This is a genomic window from Buttiauxella sp. BIGb0552 (genome assembly GCF_004366275.1).
Taxonomy (GTDB): Bacteria; Pseudomonadota; Gammaproteobacteria; order Enterobacterales; family Enterobacteriaceae; genus Buttiauxella; species Buttiauxella gaviniae.
The window spans coordinates 607410-632147 of the sequence record NZ_SODY01000002.1 but is presented as its reverse complement, the minus strand read 5'-3'; the positions used below and the strand labels follow the sequence as shown (position 1 = coordinate 632147).

Annotated in this window: 20 protein-coding genes; 13 read left to right on the top strand and 7 right to left on the bottom strand. The window is 50.8% G+C overall.

The genetic code is table 11. The annotated features are described in order from the left end of the window. The first annotated feature begins 289 nt into the window (after window positions 1-289). The 7 genes from EDF88_RS07700 (at window position 290) to EDF88_RS07670 (ending at window position 8750) form a co-directional block, all read left to right on the top strand. Window positions 290-895: an ankyrin repeat domain-containing protein gene (locus EDF88_RS07700; RefSeq protein WP_134183873.1), complete on the top strand. Its 606-nt coding sequence runs from the start codon at window positions 290-292 to the stop codon at window positions 893-895. A gap of 119 nt (window positions 896-1014) precedes the next feature. Then, on the top strand, window positions 1015-1833 hold the full coding sequence (locus EDF88_RS07695; protein ID WP_243839597.1) for a DUF2877 domain-containing protein: 819 nt from the start codon (window positions 1015-1017) through the stop codon (window positions 1831-1833). After that, the gene (gene fdrA, locus EDF88_RS07690; RefSeq protein WP_134183871.1) at window positions 1811-3361 is read left to right on the top strand and encodes an acyl-CoA synthetase FdrA; all 1551 of its coding nucleotides are present in this window, start codon (window positions 1811-1813) and stop codon (window positions 3359-3361) included. Before EDF88_RS07695 ends, fdrA begins: the two co-directional genes overlap by 23 nt. Then, window positions 3358-4770 (top strand): DUF1116 domain-containing protein, encoded by a 1413-nt coding sequence (locus EDF88_RS07685; protein ID WP_134183869.1) that lies wholly within the window; start codon window positions 3358-3360, stop codon window positions 4768-4770. The genes fdrA and EDF88_RS07685 overlap by 4 nt, the downstream gene beginning before the upstream one ends. Window positions 4771-4781: 11 nt before the next feature. Further along, window positions 4782-6320 (top strand): hypothetical protein, encoded by a 1539-nt coding sequence (locus EDF88_RS07680; protein ID WP_064516896.1) that lies wholly within the window; start codon window positions 4782-4784, stop codon window positions 6318-6320. A gap of 75 nt (window positions 6321-6395) precedes the next feature. Beyond that, window positions 6396-7346 carry a carbamate kinase family protein gene (locus tag EDF88_RS07675; protein WP_064516898.1) on the top strand — a complete coding sequence of 317 codons (951 nt, stop codon included), beginning with the start codon at window positions 6396-6398 and terminating at the stop codon, window positions 7344-7346. A 15-nt stretch (window positions 7347-7361) separates the two neighbouring features. Beyond that, complete coding sequence (locus tag EDF88_RS07670; RefSeq protein WP_134183867.1) at window positions 7362-8750, top strand: amidohydrolase family protein; 1389 nt, start codon at window positions 7362-7364, stop codon at window positions 8748-8750. 83 nt (window positions 8751-8833) lie between these two features. Here the strand turns inward: EDF88_RS07670 and EDF88_RS07665 are convergent, their stop codons facing one another. The 5 genes from EDF88_RS07665 to EDF88_RS07645 form a co-directional block, all read right to left on the bottom strand. Further along, window positions 8834-10294, bottom strand: coding sequence for a TrkH family potassium uptake protein (locus EDF88_RS07665; RefSeq protein WP_064516922.1), 1461 nt, complete (start codon window positions 10292-10294; stop codon window positions 8834-8836). A gap of 154 nt (window positions 10295-10448) precedes the next feature. Next, on the bottom strand, window positions 10449-10727 hold the full coding sequence (gene yahO / locus EDF88_RS07660) for a DUF1471 family periplasmic protein YahO (RefSeq protein WP_064516924.1): 279 nt from the start codon (window positions 10725-10727) through the stop codon (window positions 10449-10451). 215 nt (window positions 10728-10942) lie between these two features. After that, window positions 10943-12301: a PTS cellobiose transporter subunit IIC gene (gene celB / locus EDF88_RS07655; RefSeq protein WP_134184193.1), complete on the bottom strand. Its 1359-nt coding sequence runs from the start codon at window positions 12299-12301 to the stop codon at window positions 10943-10945. A gap of 210 nt (window positions 12302-12511) precedes the next feature. Continuing rightward, complete coding sequence (locus EDF88_RS07650) at window positions 12512-13813, bottom strand: 6-phospho-beta-glucosidase (RefSeq protein ID WP_134183865.1); 1302 nt, start codon at window positions 13811-13813, stop codon at window positions 12512-12514. A gap of 17 nt (window positions 13814-13830) precedes the next feature. Continuing rightward, entirely contained in the window at window positions 13831-14136 is a 306-nt protein-coding gene (locus EDF88_RS07645; RefSeq protein WP_064516930.1) for a PTS sugar transporter subunit IIB, read from the bottom strand. Between the two features lie 272 nt (window positions 14137-14408). Between EDF88_RS07645 and EDF88_RS07640 the strand changes: the two genes are divergently transcribed. Next, window positions 14409-15494: a MurR/RpiR family transcriptional regulator gene (locus EDF88_RS07640; protein WP_134183863.1), complete on the top strand. Its 1086-nt coding sequence runs from the start codon at window positions 14409-14411 to the stop codon at window positions 15492-15494. Between the two features lie 57 nt (window positions 15495-15551). On the opposite strand, the gene EDF88_RS07635 is transcribed toward EDF88_RS07640, so the two are convergent. Next, window positions 15552-16772 (bottom strand): amino acid deaminase, encoded by a 1221-nt coding sequence (locus EDF88_RS07635; RefSeq protein ID WP_134183861.1) that lies wholly within the window; start codon window positions 16770-16772, stop codon window positions 15552-15554. Window positions 16773-16974: 202 nt separating this feature from the next. Here EDF88_RS07635 and EDF88_RS07630 point away from each other — a divergent pair, with 202 nt between their 5' ends. After that, the gene (locus EDF88_RS07630) at window positions 16975-18405 is read left to right on the top strand and encodes a D-aminoacylase (RefSeq protein WP_134183859.1); all 1431 of its coding nucleotides are present in this window, start codon (window positions 16975-16977) and stop codon (window positions 18403-18405) included. A gap of 56 nt (window positions 18406-18461) precedes the next feature. Then, window positions 18462-18851 (top strand): RidA family protein, encoded by a 390-nt coding sequence (locus EDF88_RS07625; RefSeq protein ID WP_134183857.1) that lies wholly within the window; start codon window positions 18462-18464, stop codon window positions 18849-18851. 455 nt (window positions 18852-19306) lie between these two features. Here EDF88_RS07625 and EDF88_RS07620 read toward each other — a convergent pair whose 3' ends face one another. Further along, window positions 19307-20170 carry a MurR/RpiR family transcriptional regulator gene (locus tag EDF88_RS07620; RefSeq protein WP_064516939.1) on the bottom strand — a complete coding sequence of 288 codons (864 nt, stop codon included), beginning with the start codon at window positions 20168-20170 and terminating at the stop codon, window positions 19307-19309. 845 nt (window positions 20171-21015) lie between these two features. Here EDF88_RS07620 and EDF88_RS07615 point away from each other — a divergent pair. The 3 genes from EDF88_RS07615 to EDF88_RS07605 are packed head-to-tail and all read left to right on the top strand — an operon-like array spanning window position 21016 to window position 24732. Continuing rightward, window positions 21016-22128 carry an AI-2E family transporter gene (locus EDF88_RS07615; RefSeq protein WP_134183855.1) on the top strand — a complete coding sequence of 371 codons (1113 nt, stop codon included), beginning with the start codon at window positions 21016-21018 and terminating at the stop codon, window positions 22126-22128. 46 nt (window positions 22129-22174) lie between these two features. After that, window positions 22175-23641, top strand: a complete 1467-nt coding sequence (locus tag EDF88_RS07610) for an efflux transporter outer membrane subunit (RefSeq protein WP_243839596.1) — start codon at window positions 22175-22177, stop codon at window positions 23639-23641. Beyond that, window positions 23638-24732: an HlyD family secretion protein gene (locus EDF88_RS07605; RefSeq protein ID WP_134183853.1), complete on the top strand. Its 1095-nt coding sequence runs from the start codon at window positions 23638-23640 to the stop codon at window positions 24730-24732. The genes EDF88_RS07610 and EDF88_RS07605 overlap by 4 nt, the downstream gene beginning before the upstream one ends. Window positions 24733-24738: the final 6 nt, after the last annotated feature.

Sequence of the window (24738 nt, the reverse complement as noted above, 5' to 3'; positions counted from 1 at the left end):
ATATTTAACACTGCCGTTACAAGTGATTTGAAGAGCATCACACTTCTTGAATCTCATTTCTCCCGCTATCTGCAAGGCCTGACGGCCTTCCTCATAGAGAGAGATAAAGAGCGGCGAAAGCTCTTCTATCATAGGTAAAAGATTGCTCTATCGCACATTTTGCTCACATTGTTGAATACTATTCAACAATGCTGTCATTAACGATGAATGATTTTTAAACGGATGTTAAAGCGCTCATAGTGTTGCTATTCTCAATTCATCAGAAATAGCAAAGTATGGGAGTATGGATATGTCTCAGAAAGAACTTATTGCAGAATTTCTAAGTGCAGCAGAGCAGGGGCATCTGGAAAACCTAAAACAATGTCTCAGTGATGGTGTAGATATTAACGCTACTAATCGTCAAGGGCGTACCGCAATTACACTCGCCAGCCTCCACCAAAAATATGACTGTGTGGAATATTTAATTGCAGCTGGTGCCGATATCAATAAACAAGATCAAACCTGTTTTAACCCCTTCTTGTTGAGTTGTCTTAATAACGACCTGACATTATTACGCCTGGTATTACCAGCAAATCCCGATCTGAATTGTTTATCCCGCTTTGGTGGCGTGGGAATTACCCCAGCCAGCGAAAAAGGACACGTTGAAATTGTCCGCGAATTAGTCACACGCACCGAAATTAACGTTAACCACACTAATTTTGTTGGTTGGACGCCATTGCTTGAAGCTATCGTGCTCAATGATGGTGGGGCGAAACAGCAAGAGATCGTCAAACTACTGCTGGATCACGGTGCCAACCCGCACATGACCGATAAATATGGCAAATCCCCACTGTCTCTTGCGCGTGAAAAAGGCTATCACGAGATTGCCGAACTGCTGGTTAACTTTGGTGCCTGATACACAGGAGATGCACTATCGCCGGATATCTTCAGCGGCAGTGCCTTTTTGCACAAACGGCAGATAGCGCTTTTTTCGCCCCGGATTTATACGGTGATACAACAGGTTATGTTGAGCAGGTGTTTGACCGGGCGGTGAATATTCACCTCCCTGAAAGGCAACAGATCTTCACTTTGCTCAGTACCGATTGTGATAACGCACCAAATAGCTGTCGTTTAGCAGTAGAGCATTGTCAGAACCACTTTAAGCCCGGTGAGCGGGTAATTTTTCACAGTAACGGCATTGATATTGGCACAGATAAACGCATCGATTTCTCGCGCTGTACACGCTGGCAACCTGAAGCGCTTTTTCTAAGCCACACACGAATAAAACAGACCGATTGGCAACATCTTGCGCAAATGACACAGGCCAGTGTCATACAAAGTTCGTCACTATTTTATTTTCATGGCGATAATATTTTCTACCAGGAAATGAGCCGCCTGCTGCAATTAAATCGAAAACAGCTTATATCAGCGCTAAATACAGGGAATTGCGCTGCGATTGAAAATGGAATAAGTGGGTTGCTAGGTTTAGGTATTGGGCTAACGCCATCTGGTGATGATTATCTGGCGGGCCTGAGTGCTGTTTTATTTATTACCGGACATCCTGCGCGGAAATATAGAGATATTTTTATTGTCGCACTGGAGAAAGAAAAACATAAAACCACGCAGCTAAGCGCTATTACGCTGCGTGAAGCTATTGACCAACGTTATCGTGAAACTATTTATAGTTTTATTTATCAGGTGGTCAATGGTGATTTGGAAAATATTCAGCAGTCTATTAACGAAATTAAAAAAATAGGGTCGAGTTCAGGATGCGACATGCTTTGCGGCATGGCGGATGCCTTTGCTTTGACCAAAATTAACGGAGGAAATTATGTCGACCAGGATTGTAATTAAAAAGAATACCTATTTTGATTCTGTCTCACTGATGTCCATTTCAACCAAAGCCAACCAGCTTGACGGTGTGGAACAGGCGTTTGTCGCGATGGCGACCGAGATGAACAAAGGGGTTTTAAAGAACCTCGGTCTGTTAAACGACGAGCTGGAACAGGCCAAAAATGGCGACCTGATGATTGTCATCAAAGGAGCGAGCGATGCGGCAAATGAAGCCACGCTTGAAGCCATTGAAGGGCTCTTCACCCGCAAAGACAGCGGCAATTCACGCCACGAAGCGCGTTACGCCACACTTTCCAGCGCACATCACAATATCCCGGAAACTAACCTCGCGGTGATTTCGGTCAACGGCGCGTTTGCTGCCCGTGAAGCACGTCAGGCGCTGGAAAACGACCTCAACGTGATGCTCTTTTCCGACAACGTTTCCCTTGAAGACGAACTGGCACTCAAGCAGCTCGCACACAGCAAAGGGTTGCTGATGATGGGGCCAGACTGCGGCACTGCGATTATCAACGGTGCAGCTTTGTGCTTTGGTAACGCGGTACGCCGTGGCTCAATTGGCATTGTTGGCGCGTCCGGCACTGGCAGCCAGGAATTGAGCGTGCGTATCCATGAATTTGGCGGTGGAATTTCACAACTCATCGGCACCGGTGGGCGTGATTTAAGCGAGAAAATCGGCGGCATCATGATGCTCGACGCCATCAAAATGTTGGAAGATGACGCGCAAACCGAAGTGATTGTTCTGGTTTCTAAACCGCCTGCTGAAGCGGTAGCCCGTAAAGTGCTGGAGAGAGCCAAAGCTTGCCGCAAACCGGTGGTGGTTTGCTTCCTCGGTACTAAAGAAGCACGTGAGGATGAAGCAGGTTTGCAGTTCGCCCGTGCCACGAAAGAGGCTGCGCTGAAAGCCGTTCTGCTTACTGGAATCAAAAAAGAGTCACTGGACTTACACCCGCTTAACTGGCCGCTGATTGAAGAAGTCCGTGCGCGCATGAAACCTGAGCAAAAGTACATTCGTGCGCTGTTCTGCGGCGGCACGCTGTGTGACGAAGCGATGTTTGCGGCACTGGAAAAGTACCCGGACGTCTACAGCAATATCCAGCCGAACCCTGAATACCGCCTCAAAGATGTGAATGTCAGCATTGCCCACACCTTCCTCGATTTTGGCGATGACGATTTCACCAACGGCAAACCACACCCGATGATTGACCCCACCAACCGTATTAGCCGCCTGTTGCAGGAAGCGCGTGACCCGGAAGTGGGCGTGATCGTAATGGACTTCGTCTTGGGCTTTGGCTCCCATGAAGATCCGGTTGGAGTGATGCTTGATGCCATCAAAGAAGCGAAAGTCATTGCTGCCCGCGAAGAGCGTAACCTGGAAATCCTGGGCTATGTGTTGGGCACCGATTTGGACACGCCATCGCTTGAAAAGCAGTGCCAGATGCTGACGGATGCGGGCGTTATCTGGGCTAGTAGCAGCACCAACACCGGTTTGCTTGCACGTGAGTTTGTTTGCAAGGAGAAAGCACAATGAGTTTATTCAACCAACCGCTAAATGTGATTAACGTCGGCATTGCAATGTTCAGCGACGATTTGAAAAAGCAGAGCGTTCCCGTGATGCAACTGGACTGGACGCCACCGGGGCAGGGTAATTTAGCTGTCGTTAACGCGCTCGATTCCATTGCCGCTCCGGCACTTGCCGAAAAAGTAGCAGCGGCTAACAAACTAGCCGTTGAGCGCATCATCCAGTCACAGCCGGTTTTAGTCGGTTATGACCAGGCGATTAACGTGGTTCCGGGTATGACGCGCAACACCATTCTGCACGCCGGGCCGCCTGTTGCCTGGGAAGATATGTGTGGTGCGATGAAGGGAGCGGTCACCGGGGCGCTGGTGTTTGAAGGGCTGGCGGCGAATATTGATGAGGCCGCACAACTGGCGGCGTCTGGCGAAATCATCTTCTCGCCATGCCATGAACACGACTGCGTAGGGTCTATGGCGGGTGTGACGTCTGCCTCAATGTTTATGCATATCGTCGAGAACAAAACCTACGGCAACCGCGCATATACCAACCTCAGCGAGCAGATGGCGAAGATCTTGCGCATGGGCGCTAACGACCAGAGCGTTATCGACCGTCTTTTCTGGATGCGTGATGTGCTCGGCCCAATGCTGCGTGATGCGATGAAACTGGCGGGTGAAATCGACCTGCGTTTGATGCTGGCGCAAGCACTGCATATGGGCGACGAGTGCCACAACCGCAACAACGCGGGCACCACGTTGCTGATTCAGGCGCTCACGCCGTGGATTATTCAGACTAATTTCACCGTCGCACAGCAGAAAGAAGTGTTCGATTTTGTCGCCAGCAGCGACTATTTCTCCGGCCCAACGTGGATGGCGATGTGCAAAGCGGCAATGGACGCAGCGCACGGTATCGAATACAGCACCGTGGTGACCACTATGGCGCGTAACGGCGTGGAGTTTGGCCTGCGCGTTAGCGGCTTGCCGGGACACTGGTTCACCGGCCCGGCGCAGCAAGTGATCGGCCCGATGTTTGCGGGTTACAAACCGGCAGATTCTGGGCTGGATATTGGTGATAGCGCGATCACGGAAACCTACGGCATCGGCGGTTTTGCTATGGCAACGGCTCCGGCGATTGTGGCGCTGGTGGGTGGCACCGTGGATGAAGCTATCGATTTCTCACGCCAGATGCGTGAGATAACGGTGGGCGAAAACCCGAATGTCACCATTCCATTGCTGTCGTTTATGGGCATCCCAACCGCCATTGATATTACGCGTGTGGGCAACAGCGGTATTTTGCCGGTGATCAACACCGCCATTGCCCACAAAGATGCGGGCATCGGCATGATTGGCGCCGGGATTGTCCATCCGCCGTTTGAATGTTTTGAGAAGGCTCTGCTCGCCTTTGGTGAGCGTTACTCTTTCTGAGGGATACCCCGATGACAAACGTTAAGCTTGAGTGGAAACGCGGTGACTGGGCGGCATATTTCGGGTTGATGACCAACAACCTGACCAACTTGCTGACCATGATGGGGTTACTCATTTTTGTGGTGGGTATTCCGACTGAGATTGTTTACGGGCGCATTGCGCCAGCCTTTGGGCTGGCGGTGCTGGTAGCGAGCATTTGCTACGCCTGGTTTGGCCTGCAACTGGCAAAAGAGACAGGGCGCAAAGACGTGACCGCACTGCCTTCCGGGCCAAGTGCGCCGTCCATCTTTACCGTGACGTTTTTGGTATTGATGCCGGTCTACCAGCAAACCGGCGACGCTGAGTTTGCGATTCAGATTGGCCTGGTGTGGTGTTTTGTTGAAGCGATGATTCTGGTGGGCGGTTCGTTCCTTGGCGAAACCATCCGCAAGATGATCCCGCGTACCGTTCTGCTTTCGTGTTTGTCGGGCTTAGGTTTATTGCTGTTGGCGATGAACCCGATGCTTCAGGCATTTGAAGCGCCGACGGTTTCCTTCATCGTGCTGCTGCTGATTTTCATTAACTGGTTTGGCAAAAAGCCGATTTTCGCCCGCATTCCAACTGGCTTATTGCTGTTGGTTGCCGGTACGGCGCTGGCGTGGGTTTCCGGCCTGCAAAGCCCGGAAGCGATCAAAGCCTCGATGTCCTCATTCGGCTTTAACCCGCCATCGATTCATGTTGATAGCTTCCTGCAAGGCTTGCCGCACGCGCTGCCGTACCTGGCATCAGCAGTTCCGTTGGGGCTTGCGAACTACATTTTCGACCTGGAAAACATCGAAAGTGCCCACGCGGCGGGTGATGAGTACAACACCCGTAAAGTGATGCTCACCAACGGCCTTGCCTCCACGCTCGGCTGCCTGATGGGGAACCCGTTCCCGGTCACGGTGTACGTTGGACACGCGGGCTGGAAAGCGATGGGTGCGAGTATCGGCTACACGCTGGCATCGGGTGTGACGATGTTTATCGTGCCGCTGTTTGGCCTCGGTGCATTCATGCTCGCCATTATTCCGATGACTGCCATTGTGCCAATTCTGGTGTTTATCGGCGTGGTGACGGCAAACCAGGTGGTGCGCGAAACGCCGAAGATAGAGGTGCCGGTTATTTTCATCTGCTTGTTCCCGTGGATAGCCAACTGGGCGCTGACCATGGTGAATAGCGTGATGGCAGCGGCCGGGACGTCGGCTGCAAAAATCGGCCCTGAAGCGCTGGCGCATAAAGGGGTGTTTTACCAGGGACTGGTGCATTTGGGCAACGGTGCACCGCTCGCCAGCATGTTGTGGGGTTGCGTGGCAATCTTCGCGATTATCAACAAGCCGTTACGCGGTGCAGTGGCCGCCGCAGTTGGTGCGTTGCTGGCACTGTTTGGCGTGATTCATGCGCCGATGGTCGGCTTTGCGCAGGGCAGTTCGCTGATGTTTGTCACCGCGTATTTGATGATGGGCGCGATGTTTGTGGTGAAGCATGTGCTTGACCGTCGTGAAGCGGCTTCTGAGGTTGTGACTTCCGTTTAATACTTCCCCTCACCCTAACCCTTTCCCCAGGGAGAGGGCCGGGGTGAGGGCGTCCGTACCCTAAGGATAAAAATAATGAAACAACTTGTGGTCGTGGCAATTGGCGGCAACAGCATCATCAAAGACAACGCCAGCCAGTCGGTTGAACATCAGCAAGTCGCGGTTAAAGAAGTGGCCCAGACGGTGCTGGAAATGCTCTCGTCGGATTACGACATCGTGCTGACGCACGGCAACGGCCCACAGGTGGGGCTGGATCTGCGCCGTGCGGAAATCGCCCATGAGAAAGAGGGATTGCCGCTCACACCGCTGGCTAACTGTGTGGCAGATACCCAGGGCGGTATCGGCTATCTGATTCAGCAGGCGCTGAATAACCAGTTGGGGAAACACGGAGACAAAAAAGCGGTCACCGTGATAACTCAAGTGGAAGTGGACAAAAACGACCCGAATTTCGCGCATCCAACCAAGCCGATTGGCGCGTTCTTTAGCGAACAACAGTGCGAGGCGCTAAAAGTGGCGCATCCGGACTGGCAGTTTGTGGAAGATTCCGGGCGTGGTTACCGTCGGGTTGTGGCGTCTCCAGAGCCAAAACGCATTGTTGAAGCTGATGCCATCAGCGCGCTTATCAAACAAGGCTTTGTGGTGATTGGTGCAGGAGGTGGCGGTATTCCGGTGATTCGCAGCGAAGAGGGCGATTATCAGAGCGTGGATGCGGTTATCGATAAAGACCTGTCTACCGCGCTGCTGGCTCGCGAAGTGAACGCTGACATTCTGGTGATCACCACTGGCGTGGAGAAAGTATGTATTCACTTTGGCAAACCAGAACAACGAGCGCTCGATGAAGTCACGGTTGAACAGATGGCGCATTTCAGCGAAGAAGGTCATTTCCCTCCGGGCAGCATGCTGCCAAAAATCACTGCTAGCCTCGCGTTCCTGCGCAATGGCGGCAAACGCGTGATTATCACCACACCTGAAAAATTACCTGCAGCCCTGCGTGGCGAGACGGGCACTCATATTGTTAATGCTTAAGAGTGGGAGAACTCAATGAATAATGCAGAAAAAAGCCGCCGTGAATTTTTAAGCGGTGGCGGTAAAGTGGCTGCTGCCTGCGCACTCTTTGGCGCGACTGGCTCAATGGCGTATGCTGCGAAACCAGCCTCCCTTGCCTGTGAGACGGACAATCGCATGAGCGCCATTAAAGAATCGCATTACTACCTCGACAACGTACTGCTTGAGGCGGGTTTTAGCCGCGACGGGCAGACTATTGTTGGCACGCAAACCGAACTGAAAACGCTGGAAATTAAAGACGGCAAAATTGCGGCACTGCTCGCAAATAAACAGCATCCCGATGCCACCCTTGCCCATTACGATGCGTCAGGGAAACTGCTGCTGCCAGCGATGCGCGATATGCACATCCATCTTGATAAAACCTTCTACGGCGGCCCGTGGCGTGTGCATAACCGCCCGGCGGGAACCACCATTCTGGACATGATTGCCCTTGAGCAAAAATTGCTGCCGGAACTGCAACCGGTCACTCAGCAGCGTGCGGAAAAACTGATTGATTTGATTCAGTCGAAAGGCTCGACCATCGCCCGAAGCCATTGCAACGTTGAGCCCGTTTCCGGGCTGAAAAACCTCGAAAATCTGCAAGTGGTTCTGGAACGCCGTAAGTCTGGTTTTAGCTGTGAAATTGTCGCGTTTCCTCAGCATGGTTTGCTGCACTCTAACTCCGTTGCACTGATGCGTGATGCAATGCAAGCGGGCGCTCACTATGTGGGTGGGCTTGACCCGACTAACGTCGACGGGGCGATGGAAAAATCCTTAGATGCCATGTTCCAGATAGCCATCGACTACAAAAAAGGTGTCGATATCCACCTGCATGAAACCAGCCCAGCCGGGATCGCCGCGGTGAATTACATGGTTGAAACGGTGGAGAAAACCCCTGAGCTGAAAGGCAAATTGACCATCAGCCACGGTTTTGCACTGGCGATGATGAACGAACAAGAGGTTGATGCGATTGCTACGCGTATGGCGGCGCAGCAAATTACTATCGCGTCAACGGTACCGATTGGCACCATGCATATGCCACTCAAGCAGTTGCAAGAGAAGGGGGTGTTTGTGATGACGGGCACCGACAGCGTTATCGACCACTGGTCGCCGTATGGCCTGGGCGACATGTTGGAAAAAGCTAACCTTTATGCGCAGCTCTATATGCGTGTCAGTGAACTGAATCTTTCACGATCCCTTGCGATTGCCACCGGCAATGTGCTGCCGCTTAATGACAAAGGCGAGCGTATGTGGCCAAAAGCACAGGATGAAGCGAGCTTTGTGCTGGTGGATGCCTCATGTTCTGCCGAAGCCGTGGCACGCATCTCTCCACGAACCGCGACCTTCCATAAAGGGAATCTGGTTTGGGGTGAACTTAGCGTGTAGTGCCAGGCTTACTGATCTCACGCTGTCAGATTGACTGCGTGAGATGTAAATAAGAAGCCACTCTATGAGCGGCGACGTAAATATTAACTCCGCCAGAAAGTCCTCGAAAACAAAATCAACACCGGATAGATCTCCAGTCGACCTAATAACATAGCCGCACACATTAAGTATTTTGCACTATCGCTCAACGTACCAAATCCTGCGGCAGTTTCGCCAAACCCTAAGCCCATGTTGTTAATACAGGCCGCTACGGTGGCGAACGAAGTTAACAGGTCATATCCCTGCAAGTTCAGCATCCAGATAAAAAAGCAGGTGCACACGACGTAGAGGAAGAAAAAACTCCACACGGAACGCAGCACTCTGTCATTAACAGGCGAGTTACCAATCCGAATACTCATGATGGCGCGTGGATGTGCCAGTTGATGTACTTCATGGCGGCTTTGCTTAAATAACACCAGGAAGCGCAGCGCTTTAATCCCACCGCAGGTTGACCCGACGCATCCGCCAAAGAAACTGGCGGACAGCAGCAGAACAATGGTGTGTACCGGCCAGGAAGCGTAATCACTGGTTGATAGGCCGTTATCGGTAATCATGGAGCTGGTCAGGAAAAAGGCATGAACGAACGAGGCGGGTAGGGCGTACATACCTGCGCGCCAGACTTCCAGTGTGATGATTAAAATCACAATGCTTGCGACCATCAGGAAGAATCTCAACTCCGCACTCTTGAGAAACGGCTTAATGCTGCGACGTGCCAGGGCGACAAAATAGAGGGTGAAGTTGATGGCTGAGAGCAATGAAAAAGCCCCGGCGACAAGCTCAATAGCATAGCTGTTGTAAAAGCCGATACTTTCGGTGCGTGTAGAAAAGCCACCTAATGAGACGGTAGAAAGGCCATGACAAAGCGCATCAAAGAACGGCATGCCGGCGAGTTTGTACGCAATCGTGCAGGCAGCACCTAGCAGCAAATAAGTCAGCCACAAACTTTTAGCTGTGTCTGCAAGACGTGGCGTGAGGCGCTCTTCTTTAAATGGCCCGGGCATTTCGGACTGATAAAGCTTCATTCCCCCAATACCCAGAAGCGGCAATACTGCTACAGCAAGCACAATGACACCGAGGCCGCCGATAAAGTTGAGTTGGGCGCGGTAATAGAGGATCGATTTGGGCAATAGGGAGACATCGTTAAAAACAGTGGCTCCGGTAGTTGTTATACCCGAAACCCCCTCAAACATGGCATCAGCTAGAGATACGTTATAGCTGTCATCCAGCCACAGCGGCATGGCGCTGATTACTGAAAAAAGCAGCCAAAACAAAACGATGATAATAAATCCATCGCGGGTTTCGAGTTGAATATTAGACCGACCAGTCATCACCCAAGCCAGGCTTCCAAGTGTAAAAGTGATGATAAAGGTATAAAGAAAGCCAAACAGGCTGCGTTCTTTTTCAATTAAAGCCAGCAACATTGGCGGGATCATCGTCAGGCTGTAGAGAACAACCAAAAAAGCGCACAGATGAATCACAATTCTAAAACGGGTTGATATATACATCAGAGAAACCCAGATACCTGTGTTATTCAGGTATATCAATCAGGTAGGGATGGCAAAGTATAGGGTATTTTGGGTAGGAAAGGTTATCTGGCTTTATTGTGAAGGGAAGCATTGTTAAATGGGCAACACAGGGGTTGCCCATTTAGAAGACAGATTACTTCTTGTTATAAACTTCTGCGGTGCCGTGAATTTTATTCTCGGTATCTGCAGAGGTTACAACATAAAACTTGCCACCCAACTCATCGGCTTTCTTGGAGAGTTCGGCTTTGGCATCAGATGGTGACAATTCACCACTGGTGGTGATGGTGCCTACTTTTACATACTGATCTTTATGGTCGTTATAGGCTTCTTTCGTCAACAGTTCTGCTGACAATGCACTGAATGATACTGCACCCAAAGTTAATGCTACCAATACACCCTTAGCTATCTTCATGACGAACCTCATCTTTGCTTATGGTAGATAAATTGTTTTCCCTACCTTTAGACTATGGTTCAGAACTGTATTTCTCGCCAGCTTTGGTAAAGAAAAATTTTGTTCAAAAATAGATGCATAAGAGATTGTTCAGTATTGAAAAGCATGATTATTGCTAACCTTATCTGAGAAAAGCAGATGCAGAGTGGATGGGCACCATCCACCCTTCGCCGGGTTTACGAGGTTACTTGCTCTGTTACCGGTGCTACTGAAGCTTCTTTTTGCGATTTATTGGCCTGTTCTTCGCGATATTTCAGGTTATCCCAGATGCGGAAGAACGGGTAATACATCACCAGCGAAATCCCGAGGTTGACGATTTGCAGCACGGAACCAGAAATATGCCCGCCGGTTGCCAGGTATCCGCTGACCACGATCGGTGTAGTGAACGGCAAGGCAATACCCGCAGGTTTGGCGACAAGCCCGGTGGTCATTGCAATATAAGAAACAATCACTAATACAACAGGGGTAAGAATAAACGGCACGACCAGATACGGGTTCATCACAATCGGAATGCCAAATACCATCGGTTCGCTGATATTAAACAGGCTACCGGGGGCGGCGATTTTACCCAATTGTTTCATCTGCGCACTGCGACTGCGGATCAGCATAAATATCACCAGTCCGAGCAGGGCACCGGTGCCGCCGGGGGCAATCCACAAGTCATAAAATTGTTGGGTGATGATATGAGGAATAGGCAAACCGTTCTGGAATGCTTCAAGGTTCTCCGACATATTGCTCAACCACACCGGGCGGATAAACACCAGTACGATAGTGTCGCCATGCAGGCCCAGCATCCACAAAATACCAATCAGCAATACCGAGATAATCATACCCGGCAGTGAACCGCCAACATGACTCATCGGGATACCAACCAGTTCGGTAATCATCGTATTGATGTCGCCAAATGGTGTTGCCTCAACTAACAGACGCAGCGCCAACACTACCGCTAAAACGCAGAAGCCAGGGATCAACGCCAGGAAGGATTTAGCTACCGCTGGCGGCACGCCTTCCGGCATACGGATAACCAGATTGCGGTTATTGATAAAGCGGTAAATTTCGGTTGAAAGCAGGGCGATAAGAATGGCGACGAACAACCCCTGGCTACCAATTTGCCCCATCGGCATCACGCCCTTCACTAACTGTGCCGCACCGCCCGTAGCGGGTGTAAACATGATGTGCTGCGGAATGGTCATGATAAATGCAACCAGAGACACGGCACCGGCAGTCAACGGATCAATTGTGCGGTACTTTTCCGCCAGGCGATAAGCGATACCAAAGGCGGAGATAATCGCCATGATGTCGTAGGTCGCTTTAACCGGATAGAGCACTTTTTCCTGCCAGGTTGGGCCGAAAAAGTCGCTCATCATTTGGGCATAACCCGGTATCGGCAGATAAGCAAAAATAAGGAAGAACGAGCCAATCAACATAAATGGCATGTTCAGAATGATACCGTCACGCACCGATAGCACATGCTTTTGCCCGGCAATTTTTAGCGCGGTTGGCAGTACATATTTTTCGATAATGGATTTGTTCATAGACATAGACACCCCCTGCCCGGATACCCTTCATACTTCAAGCCGCAGGTACGTTGGCGGCACCCGCGCGCCCCAGTCACATAGTTATTAGCTATGCTCCTGGGGACTTACGGGCTGGCCGCCTTCCTGCAACTCGGATTATTTTGGGTAGAATTATAATTTTATTTAGTCGTAGGTCGGATTAGCGTAGCGACATCCGACAACACGGGTTTAAACGTTAAACTGCGGCAACCACGCTTTGTTGATACTTAACACTTCATCGACCAGCGCAGACGCCAGATTGACATCAGCAACCAGCGGGTTCGCGACCAGCGCCAGTAACGCTTTTTTCTTATCGCCGTGTACCGCCGCTTCGATGGTCAAACGTTCAAAATCTTTAACTTGCTGAGTCAGGCCGTTCATCAGCAGCGGTAATTTCCCAAAGGCCAGCGGATGTGCGCCAAGGGCGTCAATCAGGCAGTTGGTTTCAATCACCGCGTCGTCTGGTAATCCCTGAATTGCACCGTTGTTAGCGGTATTCACCACCATTTCAATACCGAGATTATTATGTAAGGCGTTAATCAATTGCACCGCGACCTCGGAGTAGAACGAACCACCGCGCTGGCTAAGTTCTTCCGGTTTTTTATCGAGGTTAGGATCGGCATAGAGTTTAAACAGTGACTCTTCTACCTTCATGACGAGCTCGGCACGAGTGCCTTTAGTGGCGGCATCAGAGAGTTCATCTTCCAGCATGGTGCGCGTTTGCCAGAAGTAACGGTGGTAAGGGCAGGGAATGGCACCTAATGCGCGCAGCAAATCCGCAGGCCATGGAATCGCTTTAATGTTGTTCATGGAAAGCTGCTCCCCATCGCACAACATTTCGATCACTTCATGAGTGGCATCGCGTCCGTTTGCCAACACTTTATGCACCCAAACCATATGATTCAGGCCTGCAAAACGTAGCGAAACTTTGTCGTGAGGCAATTTCAGCATGTCGGCAATCATATGGTGCATCGTCACCGGCACATTACACAGGCCGATAATCTTGGCCTTGCTATAGCGCGAAACCGCTTCGGTCACAATGCCGGCCGGATTGGTGAAGTTGATAATCCACGCATCCGGGGCGAGACGCTCCACGCGGTGGGCAATATCGAGCATCACGGGAATGGTGCGCAACGCTTTTGCAAAACCGCCAACCCCCGTCGTTTCCTGGCCGAGAAGCTTGTGGCTTAAACCCAGGCGTTCATCGGCGGCGCGGGCGGGAAGCTGCCCCACGCGCAGCTGCGTTAAGACAAAACTGGAACCTTTGATGGCTTCGTCAGCGTCAAAATGTACGGATACCTTGACGGACTCCAGCCCATTTCTGTCGAGCATGCGACGGGCGAGGGCGGCAATAATATCGACTTTCTCGCGACCCGCTTCTACATCTACCAATGCCAGTTCCGCCATTGGCAGTGAAGCATGGCGTTCAATCAATCCTTCAATCAACTCCGGGGTATAACTGCTTCCCCCGCCAATAACGGTAATTTTCATCTTGTTCTCCGCCTGTCTCAGGCCATTAGGGCGAGGGCTTTATCCAGCACGCGATCGCCGCGCATGGTGCCGTAATCCATCATATCTATCACCGCGACAGGTTTCCCCAGCGGTGTGGAAAGCTCAGTCAGGCGCTGTAATTCGTACTGTACTTGTGGGCCAAGCAATACCACGTCGGCATGGCGCAATTGGCCTTCAATTTCGGATACCGGGATGGCATCAATTTCGATTTCCAGAGAACGCTTCGTCGCTTCGGTACGCATTTTTTGTACCAGCATGCTGGTGGACATCCCCGCAGCACAGCACAACATGATTTTTTTCATTACAACTTTCCCCTCATTTGAAAACATATTTCATACATTAGCTGTTTTAATTAGCATGTATGAAAATTATTTTCATGAGTGTGATCACTGTTGGATTATTTCCAGATGGCACTGAGGCCGGATGAATATGTGATCTCTATAGAAAAATGGATATTTAGGTCGAGCGTTGTATAGAATAATGTGTACGTGAATGAGATGGATTGAAAAATAATTTCAAACATTTATGATGTTTTTAACGAGCAGTTAATGCCGACATTAGGACGCCTCCTGTTATGGATATTGTTTACCAACTGGTACACGGGTTATCTGGCCTGCCAGCGCAAGAATCTCGTCTGGCACGCTTTTTCCTCGATAACTTCGCGCAAATACCCGAAGCAACGATGGAAGAGTTAGCGGCAAAGGCAGGGGTGAGCTCTGCCACGTTGCAACACTTTGCACGCAGCATTGGCTGTGACGATATCAATGATTTTATCGGCCAGGTGCGCCATCAGCAGCAGGAGAACAATCTGCAAGTCCCCGCAGCTCCTATGCTGGGCGATGCTGCATGGGTAGATCCGGGGGCACTGAAAGCGCTGGCCCTTAACGCTGGTATTGGTAGCGAAATACTCGACAGATTTTCGCACTCCATAGGGTGTGAAAATAACGGCGATATTCTCGGCCAGATCCGCAACCGTCTGAATGACTTCAGCCAGCAAGAATCTCGCGTGGCGCAGACCATTCTTGATGATGTCTCTTTTGCCGCATCGGCCACCATCGACCAGCTTGCGACCGCTGCGGGGGTTAGCCCGGCAACTATTACCCGATTTGCCCGAGCGTCAGGGTGTGACGATATCCGTGATTTGCGCATGAAACTGGCGCAAGCAAGCACACCGGTAGCTGGTGGCGATATAGCTTTGCCGTGGCGTGAAAAACTGAACAGGCTGCAAAATGCCCTAAATTCACAGTTTTGCGAACTGCAACCCGCAGTCATCAATCAGGCAGTTGTTCGTTTGAAACAGGCGAAAGCGGTGCATATTTTCAGCGCCAGTGCGGCAGATACGCCTTTTGCGAGCCTGTTGCAATATCGCCTGCTGACTCAGGGTTATCCGGCCAACATTTGTCAGGACCCAGCGCTGATGAGTATTACTGCATCGATGCTTGGTGCCGGACAAGTGCTGGTGATTTTCGCAGGCTCTGCACCGGAAAATGCACTGATTGCGGCGGCCCATCAGGCGCGTCGGCTGGGTGCTGAAATCATTTTCATTGGCCGGGATAGCGGCTCGTTTATTCACAGCGACGATATTCTGTTGCCGCTAACAGAAGTGCGCTACGGTTCGTTGTTAGTTATTGATTTGCTTTGTGAAGGGATTGATAGCTGAGCCGATGGCGTAAATGTCGGGTGTAGCGAATGCTAACCCGACCGGCAAACTATTTGATCAGAAAGCTGTTTCCAACGTTTCGAGAACGTTGTACTGCTCATCAACCAGTAACAGTGCTTTCCATTTGTCGAATGTCAGGCACGGATGGGAAGTGCTGAAGACCAGAATATCCCCCACCTGGACATCAGCACCGGGTTTGAGTTTCAGCATGGCATGTTGATCCATAATGCCGGTGGTTTCGATGGTATTAGTAGCCAATTCCCGTGATTTCCCTGCTCGATAATGCGCAACAGGTTGCGGCAAACCTGCGTCAAAAGCGCTATCTCGTTTGCCAAAATTCACAATCGCGCGGTCGCTTTCCGGTACGGATTGCACCATCGCAACCAGCTCCAGAGCCGAGACTAAATCTCCACCAAGATCACAGGCGACTTTATCGCGAGCCATAAGCTCGTCCTGCGCTTGCTGGTAAATACCGGCATCGTGCGTGATGTAACAACCTGGGCGAATAACAATGCGGCAGTTTGCCGGTTTTTGCGCGGCTAGCCAGACATTACAGACCACGTCATACCAAACAGAACCGGCACCCGTGAGGATAAATTCCCCGTCAACATATTGCTTTAGCTGGCAGGCGAGTACCGCGGCATCGCGCAGCAATGCTTCCACTTTCGGCTGCGGGTTTTCGCCGTGCAGCACGCCTTCATACAGTTCCAGACCACGTAAGCGCAGACCTGAGAGTGTAGAAATTTCTTCGGCCAGGGCTTGCGCCTGTTCAGTAGTACGACACCCACAGCGCCCGCCAGGCACGCCCAGTTCAATCAAAATATCAAGCCGTTGGTTATTCGCGCTAAAGAAAGCAGAAAGCGTTTTTGCGTTGGCGAGACTGTCAACGCAACACAGGTAATCGACATCCGGATACTGTGTTTTTAGCTGTGAAACCAGCTGCATATTTGCTTTGCCGACCAACTGGTTAACCATCAACACTCGTTTGATACCGCTAACCATCGCCATGCTTGCTTGCCAGGCGCTGCCGACACCTACCGCCCAGGCTCCGGCTTGCTGCTGCTGTTGAAAAATCCACGGTGTCATGGTGGTTTTCCCGTGAGGGGCCAGGGAGACACCGCGTGTGTCTGCGTAGCGCTGCATCCACTGAATATTGTTCTCCAGCGCGCCTTTTTTGATAACGGCTGCGGGTAAGCAAATGTCTTCGTTGAGGATATTCGCAGGGGTAAACATCAAGGCTGATTTGTGTGGTACGAGGTTACTGTTCTGGTATTTCATAACATTATTCCTTTGTGATTTTCATTTCTTTCAGACAGTGTGTCATTTGTAATTTAATGAAAAATATATGTTTTATTGAAAATAATGTGATTGATTGAATAAAAGTATCATAAATTCATAGGGGTTTTGAGTAGTCTTCCACTGTTTTTTACGCTTGTAAATGGTTAACTTTAATCCAGAACATAACGGGGGTAAGGAAGACATGAAGTTCGATTACTTGTTCAGGAATGTCACGGTTATCGATGGAAGCGGCGGAGCGCAATATCTTGCTGATGTTGCGGTGCAGGGCGATCGCATTGTGGAAATCGCGCCAATGATCAGCGGCTCGGCACATGAAGAAATTGATGGTAACGGCCGAGTGCTGGCTCCTGGTTTTATTGATGTTCATACCCACGATGACATTAACGTTATCCGGATGCCGGAGTACCTGCCAAAAATTAGCCAGGGTATTACGACAGTGATCGTCGGCAATTGCGGAATCAGTGCCGCCACGGCGACTATGAAGGGTAATGTGCCGGACCCGATGAATTTGCTCGGTGAAGTGGAACACTTCATCTACCCAACGGTTGCCGCCTACGCGCAAGCCGTAGAGCAAGCTAAGCCCGCGGTTAACGTTGGCACATTAATTGGCCACACGGCACTTCGTAACAATCATATGGATGACTTGTTCCGCGCCGCCACAAGCGAAGAAATTAGCGCCATGCGCGCGCAGCTTTTTGAGGCGTTGCAGCAGGGCGGTCTAGGGTTAAGTACTGGTCTTGCCTATGGCAGCGCGTTCCATTCCACAACCGAAGAAGTAATGGCGCTCGCGGAAGAGTTGGCGGCGGGGAAAGGAATTTACACCACCCATCTGCGCTCAGAATTTGAGCCGATTCTTGAGGCGCTCGACGAGGCCTTTCGCATTGGTCGTCATGGCAAAGTGCCTGTTGTTGTTTCACATCATAAGTGCGCTGGAGCAAAGAACTGGGGGCGGACGGTTGAAACATTGAAACTATTCGACAAGGTGCGCCAGCAGCAGGATGTGTCCTGCGACTGTTATCCCTATTCTGCGAGCTCTTCTACGCTGGACCTGAAACAAATTACCGACGAATTCGACATTGTGATTACCTGGTCGGAGCCACATCCTGAAATTGCCGGGCAGTCGCTAAAACAGATCGCGCAAAACTGGTCGATGACGCTGACTGAGGCAGGGAAATTGCTGATGCCGGCAGGGGCGATTTACTACAACATGGACGAACAGGACGTGCGGCGTGTGTTGAGCTACCCGGTCACCATGGTCGGCTCAGACGGCTTGCCGAACGATCCGATGCCGCATCCGCGTTTGTGGGGAGCCTTCCCGCGTGTACTGGGTCACTACAGCCGCGATGAGAAGCTATTTCCGCTGACTGTTGCAGTGCATAAGATGACGGGAATGTCGGCTGCTCGTTTCCAGCTTGACGGGCGCGGACTGGTGAAGTGCGGCTATTATGCTGATTTAGTGATGTTTGATCCTGAAACCGTGCGCGATGTGGCAAGCTTTACCGATCCGCAACAACCGGCTGCTGGTATTGAAGCGGTAATGGTTAACGGTGTAATGAGTTATGGTCGGGATCAACAAGTTATCGGGCGTGCCGGGCGGTTCTTACGTCGCTAAAACGCACCTTCATTTCGCCCCTCTTTCGAGAGAATGAAAACAAATAAGGAACAACAATGAGCATTAAACGTTATGGAGTCGGTGGCAGCACTGGAACAGGCGGGCAGCATTTACCCTTCGCAAAAGCGGTAGAAGCGGGTGGTTGGCTTTATGTTTCCGGGCAAACACCAATGAAAGATGGTGAAGTCGTTGAAGGTGGCATTATTGAGCAGTCGCGCCTGGCGATTCAGAACTGCGTGGACATCATGGAAAGCGCGGGCTACACCCTGGCCGATGTGGTGCATGTGAAGGTTTATCTTACCGACGCGCGCTATTTCCAGTCGTTTAACAAAGTGTTTGGTGAGTTCTTTGCCGAGCATCCGCCCGCTCGTGTCTGTTGTGTGGCTGACCTGGTGGTGGATTGTAAAGTCGAAGTGGATTTGACCTGTTATCGGGCAGACCGTTAAGGGTTTGCTTACTCACGTGGCTCCCTGCCACGTGCCCCCCGACTGAAGGGTGAAAAACGGCGCGATTGAAGCCGGAACCAAAGGTCAACGTCAAAACCCAAAGACAGCACTGAGCGGGTTTTGACCTTGTACCCGGTATAAATTGCCCCAGTGTTCGCCATAAGTCAGGGTTGAGCTGCCGGGAGCAGCGAAAGAGAGCGATCGTCGGGAACGAGTCGCGAGCGACCCTGATGTTGGGGATAAGCTGGGGTTTACCGCGCAGCGGCAATTTAATGACCGGGCGCCAGGATTATCAAGGAGAGGGCGTTCTCTCCTTGATACGTTCACCGTTTTCGGGAATTAAAGAGATAACTGAACGCACGGGTGAACGGAAAATGAGCGAGGCTTAAAGATCTCACCCTGACAAAATTACTGAGGCGCGTTGTGTGTAAGAGACAACTGCACCCGGCAAGCCGCTAATCCCCCAGAGGCTGCCTGTCCGCACCACCCCGATGGCTATCCAGGGCAAGTTTGATGCGGCGCAGGCGGTCTTTGGTCTGGTTTTTATTGGCCATAGCAAGCTCCGTCGCCAACACATCTACCATCGCTAACATCGCATAACGCGAGGTGCTGGGCTTAAAAATGTAGTCGTTTTCCCGCACTATCAGCGGCAGCACAATATCGGCGTTTTGCGCCAGCGGTGAGTCTTGCGGGGTGATGGCAATCACTTTTGCGCCATACTGCCGGGCGATAGCCGCACTTTCAATCACCTCTGGTGTGTAGCCTCCCAGCGATAAAGCCAGTACCACATCGTTGGGTGACACAGCCGAACACATCATTCTTACCAGCAGACCATCGCTCTGGCTGACCACTGGAAGGCCAAGACGGAACAGACGGAATTGTACTTCCTGGGCACAAATTGTGGAGCCACCGCCCATCCCGATAGCCAGAATTTGTCGGCTCTGGCTCAACCATTCCACTGCTTTGTTAAGCGAATCGGTATCGAGCGCCCGGCGATTAATATCCAGCACATTAATGATAGTTTCGTAGATACCTTGCACGCCTTCGAGGTCAGGCACATCCAGAATAAAACGTTGCCCTACCGCCAACGACTGTGCAAGTTTCACTTTTAGCTCGCGCACATCTTTGCAGCCAATCGCGCGTGCAAAACGGGTAATTGATGCCTGGCTGGTATCTGTAAGCCGCGCCATTTCTGAAATCGACAAAGTCGTAGCTGATTGCACATCATCGAGAATAAATTGCGCAATACGCTTTTCTGTCGTGGTCAGCTCCACAAAACGATCGGTGATACAGGAAATAATATCGATGGAAACAGACATGGCACGTCCCTGAAAATGGTTAAAAACTGCTGGTACTTTGTACCACAAAAATCATTTGCTGTGGGATTAGCCTGAGTTCAACTGAGGTTTAAGGGGGATGGTGTTGATGCTCCTCATCACCCGAGGCAAGAATATTATTTTGCCGTTGTTTGATTGCTGCTGCCTGGCTATTGTTTCTCTGGAAATGGTTTGTGTGCTAACAGTAGCCTTGTTTCCAGATATGGACTCATACTCATAATGGCTTGCTATTAATTAGCAGCGCTTTGATAGCTTAATGCCGCACTTATTCTCATTAAGTTGATTCGTGTTTGTTAAAAATAAACAAAAAACCGTTTTGTTATGTGCTAATAAGGCTGGTTTAATACTTGGGTTTAATACTTGGGTATAACACGAAATAATTACTCTGCAGAAAGAATATCCCCCTCAATGATGTTGGGGGATTGTTGTCATTTCATTCTTTTCTGGTGATGCATTCATTGGTGAGTGAGGTGTTACGAACGCTATCGTGATGTTTTCGATTGCATAGGTGTTTTTTTACAGAGCTAAATTCTGATTTTTTGTTTTTATTTATGCGGAAAATGCTATCGAAAATAGAATGATGTTGTATAGATTTTATTTTTTATGTTTGTTTTTAGATGGTAAGCCGGGCAGTCACCCTCTTTGTGCCATTTTTACAGTAATGTCTGTTTGTTCTATTATCAAAATAGTTAATAAAAACCAACGGGTTTATATTACTGGGCACAATCTTATCTTTTAAAATGCAATGCCAGCGATCTGCTGTCCCGGTCATTAATGCTTGAGATCTGGATAGTTACGTAGTCACTATCACCTGGAATAACTGCATCATGGAAATTAATGATACCCCCTTAGCTGAGAAAAGACTGGTTGCCAGATTTCTGGATATGTTCATCAAATTTGGTCTCATCCTCGCATTAGCCTCCTTCTGTTTTACTGTCATTTCGCCTTTTATGAATATGCTGCTGTGGGCACTTATTCTGGCAGTGACTCTCTATCCGCTTCATCAACGTTTTGCTGCGCGTATGGGAAATAAACAGGGATGGGCTGCGACCTTGCTGGTGTTGCTGGGAGTGTTGCTAATCGTTGTACCTACCATCGCGATGATTAGCTCCCTGGGTGATAGCGTCAGTGTACTTATTACGAAAGTCACCAGCGATAGCCTGGTCATCCCGCAACCTTCAAATCGCCTGGTGGCAATACCGATTGTGGGCGAAAAAATCTATGTCGTGTGGATGAAGGCTGCGACAGATTTACCGGCCTTAGTAAAAAGCTATGGCCCGCAGCTAGGTGAGATTACCCGCCAGGTAATTACCATTCTGGCTAGCATGAGTGGCGGTTTGATTGGCTTTGTATTCTCCTTTATCGTCGCCGGCATCATGATGGCCTGGGGCGCTCCAGGTGCAGCAAGTGCAACGAGTATCGCCACACGTATCACCGATGAAAGAAAAGGTCCTGCCCTGACAAAACTCTGTACCAATACTATTCGAGCAGTAGCGATGGGGGTTATTGGTGTTGCCTTCATTCAGGCGTTGCTGGCCGGTATTGTGATGGCATTCGCCGGTATTCCTGCCGTGGGGATCTTCTTCGTTCTGGCTCTGATTCTGGGTATTGCCCAGGTTCCAGTGATACTGGTTACCGCTCCGGCTATCGCGATTATGTGGATGACGGGCGACAATGGAACGGTGCTGAATATCATTTTCACCATTCTGCTGATTATTGCCGGTATGGCTGACAACGTGCTGAAACCTTTGTTGTTGGGGCGCGGTGTAGATGTGCCAATGCCTGTGGTGCTGTTGGGGGCGCTGGGAGGTATGGCAACCAACGGTATTCTCGGCATGTTTATTGGCGCGACACTGCTTTCTATTGGTTATAGAATCTTCATGGCCTGGGTCAAAGAAGGTCCGTCTGGCCCGACGTTGAGCGGGCAAGATGCTCTGTGAAGACAGATTCAGGCGCCTCCTGATAACGGGGGGCGCAAGCCTGGTCTTGAGCGCATGTACCACTCTGGGACCCGACTATAAAACCCCGCAAGTTCCGGAGCTGACGCAATGGCAGCCGGTGACGAAGAGCATGGCATCTGGCGTATCCCAGAACAGTTATGACCAGTGGTGGATACAGCTTAATGACCCAACACTTACCATGCTCGTCAACGAGGCCTTACGGAAAAACCCTGACGTTAAAATTGCCGGTCTGCGCCTGCTGGAATCACGTGCACAGTTGGGAATTGCAGAAAGCTTACTCTCACCTCAGGCAACCATTGGCGATGGGCAAGTCGTTACTGGCGGTCAACTACATGATGACCGTTACATTGCTAGCACCAACTACGGCGCGGGCTTTAACCTGGGATGGGAGATAGATTTCTGGGGCAAGTTCAAACGTGGTGTTGAATCTGCCGATGCGAGTTACTTCGCAACGCTTGCGCAATATGACGATATTCAGGTGCTGATGGCGGCACAAGTCGCACAGCTGTATGTGAATATCCGTACGCTTGAAGCGCGCCTGCAAATTACCCGCAATAACGCCAAAATTCAGCAGCGTAGCCTGCAAATTACAGAGCGTTTGTTCCTCAGCGGCAACAGTGCTGAGCTGGATGTACAGCAAGCGAGAACCCAATATCTATCAACCCTCTCAAGTATTCCTCAACTGGAAACCAGCCTGCGTCAGAGCCAGAACGCATTGAGCGTGCTACTGGCGCGAAAACCAGGTCCGTTACCCGAAATGGTCGATAGCACAGGGGTTCTTCCGAAGGGCAACCTGGCGCTGGTGTCGGAATTGCCTGCAGATTTGCTGCGTCGCCGACCTGATGTGCGAGCGGCTGAAAGGCAATTAGCGGCACAGTCAGCCTTAATAGGCGTGGCAGAAACTGAACTCTATCCGTCTATTTCTCTTATTGGCAGCGTGGGAATTAGCGCCCGAAATGGCGGTAGTAGCACTCTGTCCTGGGCGGCGGGGCCGACATTTAGCTGGAACTTGCTTGATCAAGGGCGGCTGGGTAACCAGGTGCTGGTACAAGATGCGCGGTTCCTGCAACTGCATGAACGCTACCGGGATACGGTATTTCAGGCTGCACGTGAAGTGGATGATGCAGCCGTTGCTTACGCCAATGACAAACAAGAGATCGATCTGCTGACCCAAACTGGGCAAGCGGCAAACCGTTCTTTGGATATCGCCAACACCCAATATCGTGAAGGTATGGCTGACTTCCAGCGTGTACTGGATTCACAAAGAGCCTTGTTCAATCAACAGGAGCGGCTAGTGAATAGCCGTGGTGCCCTGATGCGTGACTTGATTACGCTCTATAAGGCTCTGGGCGGTGGTTGGGAGAAAGGGCGGGAACGCCCACTGGTTGATAAGCAAACCGATGCTCATTTACGCCAGCGTGATAACTGGGTGCCTTTATTGGATGCCCCTTTGCCATCAGCAACGTTACCCAAAGAAGGTAAACAGCAATGACAGAATCCTCATCTCCGGCGGGGCAAGCCAGTCGACGTGGAGTGATAGGTCTCCTCGTGGTCATCATTTTATTGCTTTGCTGGTATCTGGCGGCGGACCGCCTCACGCCTTATACCTCTCAGGCAAGGATTCAGGCATTTGTTATCCCCATTGCTGCGGAAGTGGGAGGGCAAATCCAAAAGGTCTATGTTCGCGATAATCAGGAGGTCTCGCCGGGCGATAAGCTGTTTGAGCTTGATCCCGAGCCTTATGACATCGCGTTGGCTAAGGCTCGTTCGGACTATGAAACAGTGCTCAGTTCGGTCAAAGCCAATAATGAAACCATTGCCGCGGCCAAAGCGGGTTTACAGGCGGCGACAGCCGCTTATCAAAATGCGGCTAAAGACGCTGAACGTCAGGAGCGTTTGTATCGTGAAGATCCCGGCACCATCTCAGTTCGTCGCCTCGAAGTGGCACAAGCCACGCGGGAAACCGCGCGTAGCCAGATGGCAGCAGCCGCCGCTGATGTGCGTAGAGCGACTGAAGCGGCGGGCGTTTCCGGGGAAAAAAACTCACAACTGCTGAGCGCTCGTTCTGCGGTGCAAAAAGCCGAACTGGACCGGAAAAATACCGTAGTTGTTGCGACTAACCGCGGTCTGGTGACGGATCTGCGGACTGATATCGGCCAGTTTCTTGGCGCAGGGGCACCCGTTATGACGCTGGTGGCGATAAACGATGTCTGGATTAGCGCGGATATGACCGAAAATAACATCGGTAATGTGAATATCGGTGATGAGGTCGCCATTTTGCTCGACAGCATGCCGGGGCATATTTTCAAAGGCCAGGTGCGCAGCATCAGTTATGGCGTAAGTGCGACGCAAAGCCAGCCCGCCGGTGTTTTGCCTGCGGTCGATAATAGCCGTGACTGGCTACGTCAGGCGCAGCGGTTCCCGGTGAAAATTGCCTTTGTTAAAGACGATTTCCCTCCGGTTAAAAACTTGCGGGTCGGTGGGCAGGCTGATGTGTTGGTCTATGCCAATGGTGCTGGCGTCATGAGCTTCTTCGGTAGCATCTACATACGACTGATGAGCTGGTTCTCGTATATCTACTGAGGTAGG

Excerpts from the sequence above, each read along its gene's own strand:
- EDF88_RS07700 (WP_134183873.1), top strand. The coding sequence starts at position 290 with ATGTCTCAGAAAGAACTTATTGCAGAATTTCTAAGTGCAGCAGAGCAG.
- fdrA (WP_134183871.1), top strand. The coding sequence starts at position 1,811 with ATGTCGACCAGGATTGTAATTAAAAAGAATACCTATTTTGATTCTGTC.
- EDF88_RS07685 (WP_134183869.1), top strand. The coding sequence starts at position 3,358 with ATGAGTTTATTCAACCAACCGCTAAATGTGATTAACGTCGGCATTGCA.
- EDF88_RS07680 (WP_064516896.1), top strand. The coding sequence starts at position 4,782 with ATGACAAACGTTAAGCTTGAGTGGAAACGCGGTGACTGGGCGGCATAT.
- EDF88_RS07675 (WP_064516898.1), top strand. The coding sequence starts at position 6,396 with ATGAAACAACTTGTGGTCGTGGCAATTGGCGGCAACAGCATCATCAAA.
- EDF88_RS07670 (WP_134183867.1), top strand. The coding sequence starts at position 7,362 with ATGAATAATGCAGAAAAAAGCCGCCGTGAATTTTTAAGCGGTGGCGGT.
- EDF88_RS07665 (WP_064516922.1), bottom strand. The coding sequence starts at position 10,294 with ATGTATATATCAACCCGTTTTAGAATTGTGATTCATCTGTGCGCTTTT.
- yahO (WP_064516924.1), bottom strand. The coding sequence starts at position 10,727 with ATGAAGATAGCTAAGGGTGTATTGGTAGCATTAACTTTGGGTGCAGTA.
- celB (WP_134184193.1), bottom strand. The coding sequence starts at position 12,301 with ATGAACAAATCCATTATCGAAAAATATGTACTGCCAACCGCGCTAAAA.
- EDF88_RS07650 (WP_134183865.1), bottom strand. The coding sequence starts at position 13,813 with ATGAAAATTACCGTTATTGGCGGGGGAAGCAGTTATACCCCGGAGTTG.
- EDF88_RS07645 (WP_064516930.1), bottom strand. The coding sequence starts at position 14,136 with ATGAAAAAAATCATGTTGTGCTGTGCTGCGGGGATGTCCACCAGCATG.
- EDF88_RS07640 (WP_134183863.1), top strand. The coding sequence starts at position 14,409 with ATGGATATTGTTTACCAACTGGTACACGGGTTATCTGGCCTGCCAGCG.
- EDF88_RS07635 (WP_134183861.1), bottom strand. The coding sequence starts at position 16,772 with ATGAAATACCAGAACAGTAACCTCGTACCACACAAATCAGCCTTGATG.
- EDF88_RS07630 (WP_134183859.1), top strand. The coding sequence starts at position 16,975 with ATGAAGTTCGATTACTTGTTCAGGAATGTCACGGTTATCGATGGAAGC.
- EDF88_RS07625 (WP_134183857.1), top strand. The coding sequence starts at position 18,462 with ATGAGCATTAAACGTTATGGAGTCGGTGGCAGCACTGGAACAGGCGGG.
- EDF88_RS07620 (WP_064516939.1), bottom strand. The coding sequence starts at position 20,170 with ATGTCTGTTTCCATCGATATTATTTCCTGTATCACCGATCGTTTTGTG.
- EDF88_RS07615 (WP_134183855.1), top strand. The coding sequence starts at position 21,016 with ATGGAAATTAATGATACCCCCTTAGCTGAGAAAAGACTGGTTGCCAGA.
- EDF88_RS07605 (WP_134183853.1), top strand. The coding sequence starts at position 23,638 with ATGACAGAATCCTCATCTCCGGCGGGGCAAGCCAGTCGACGTGGAGTG.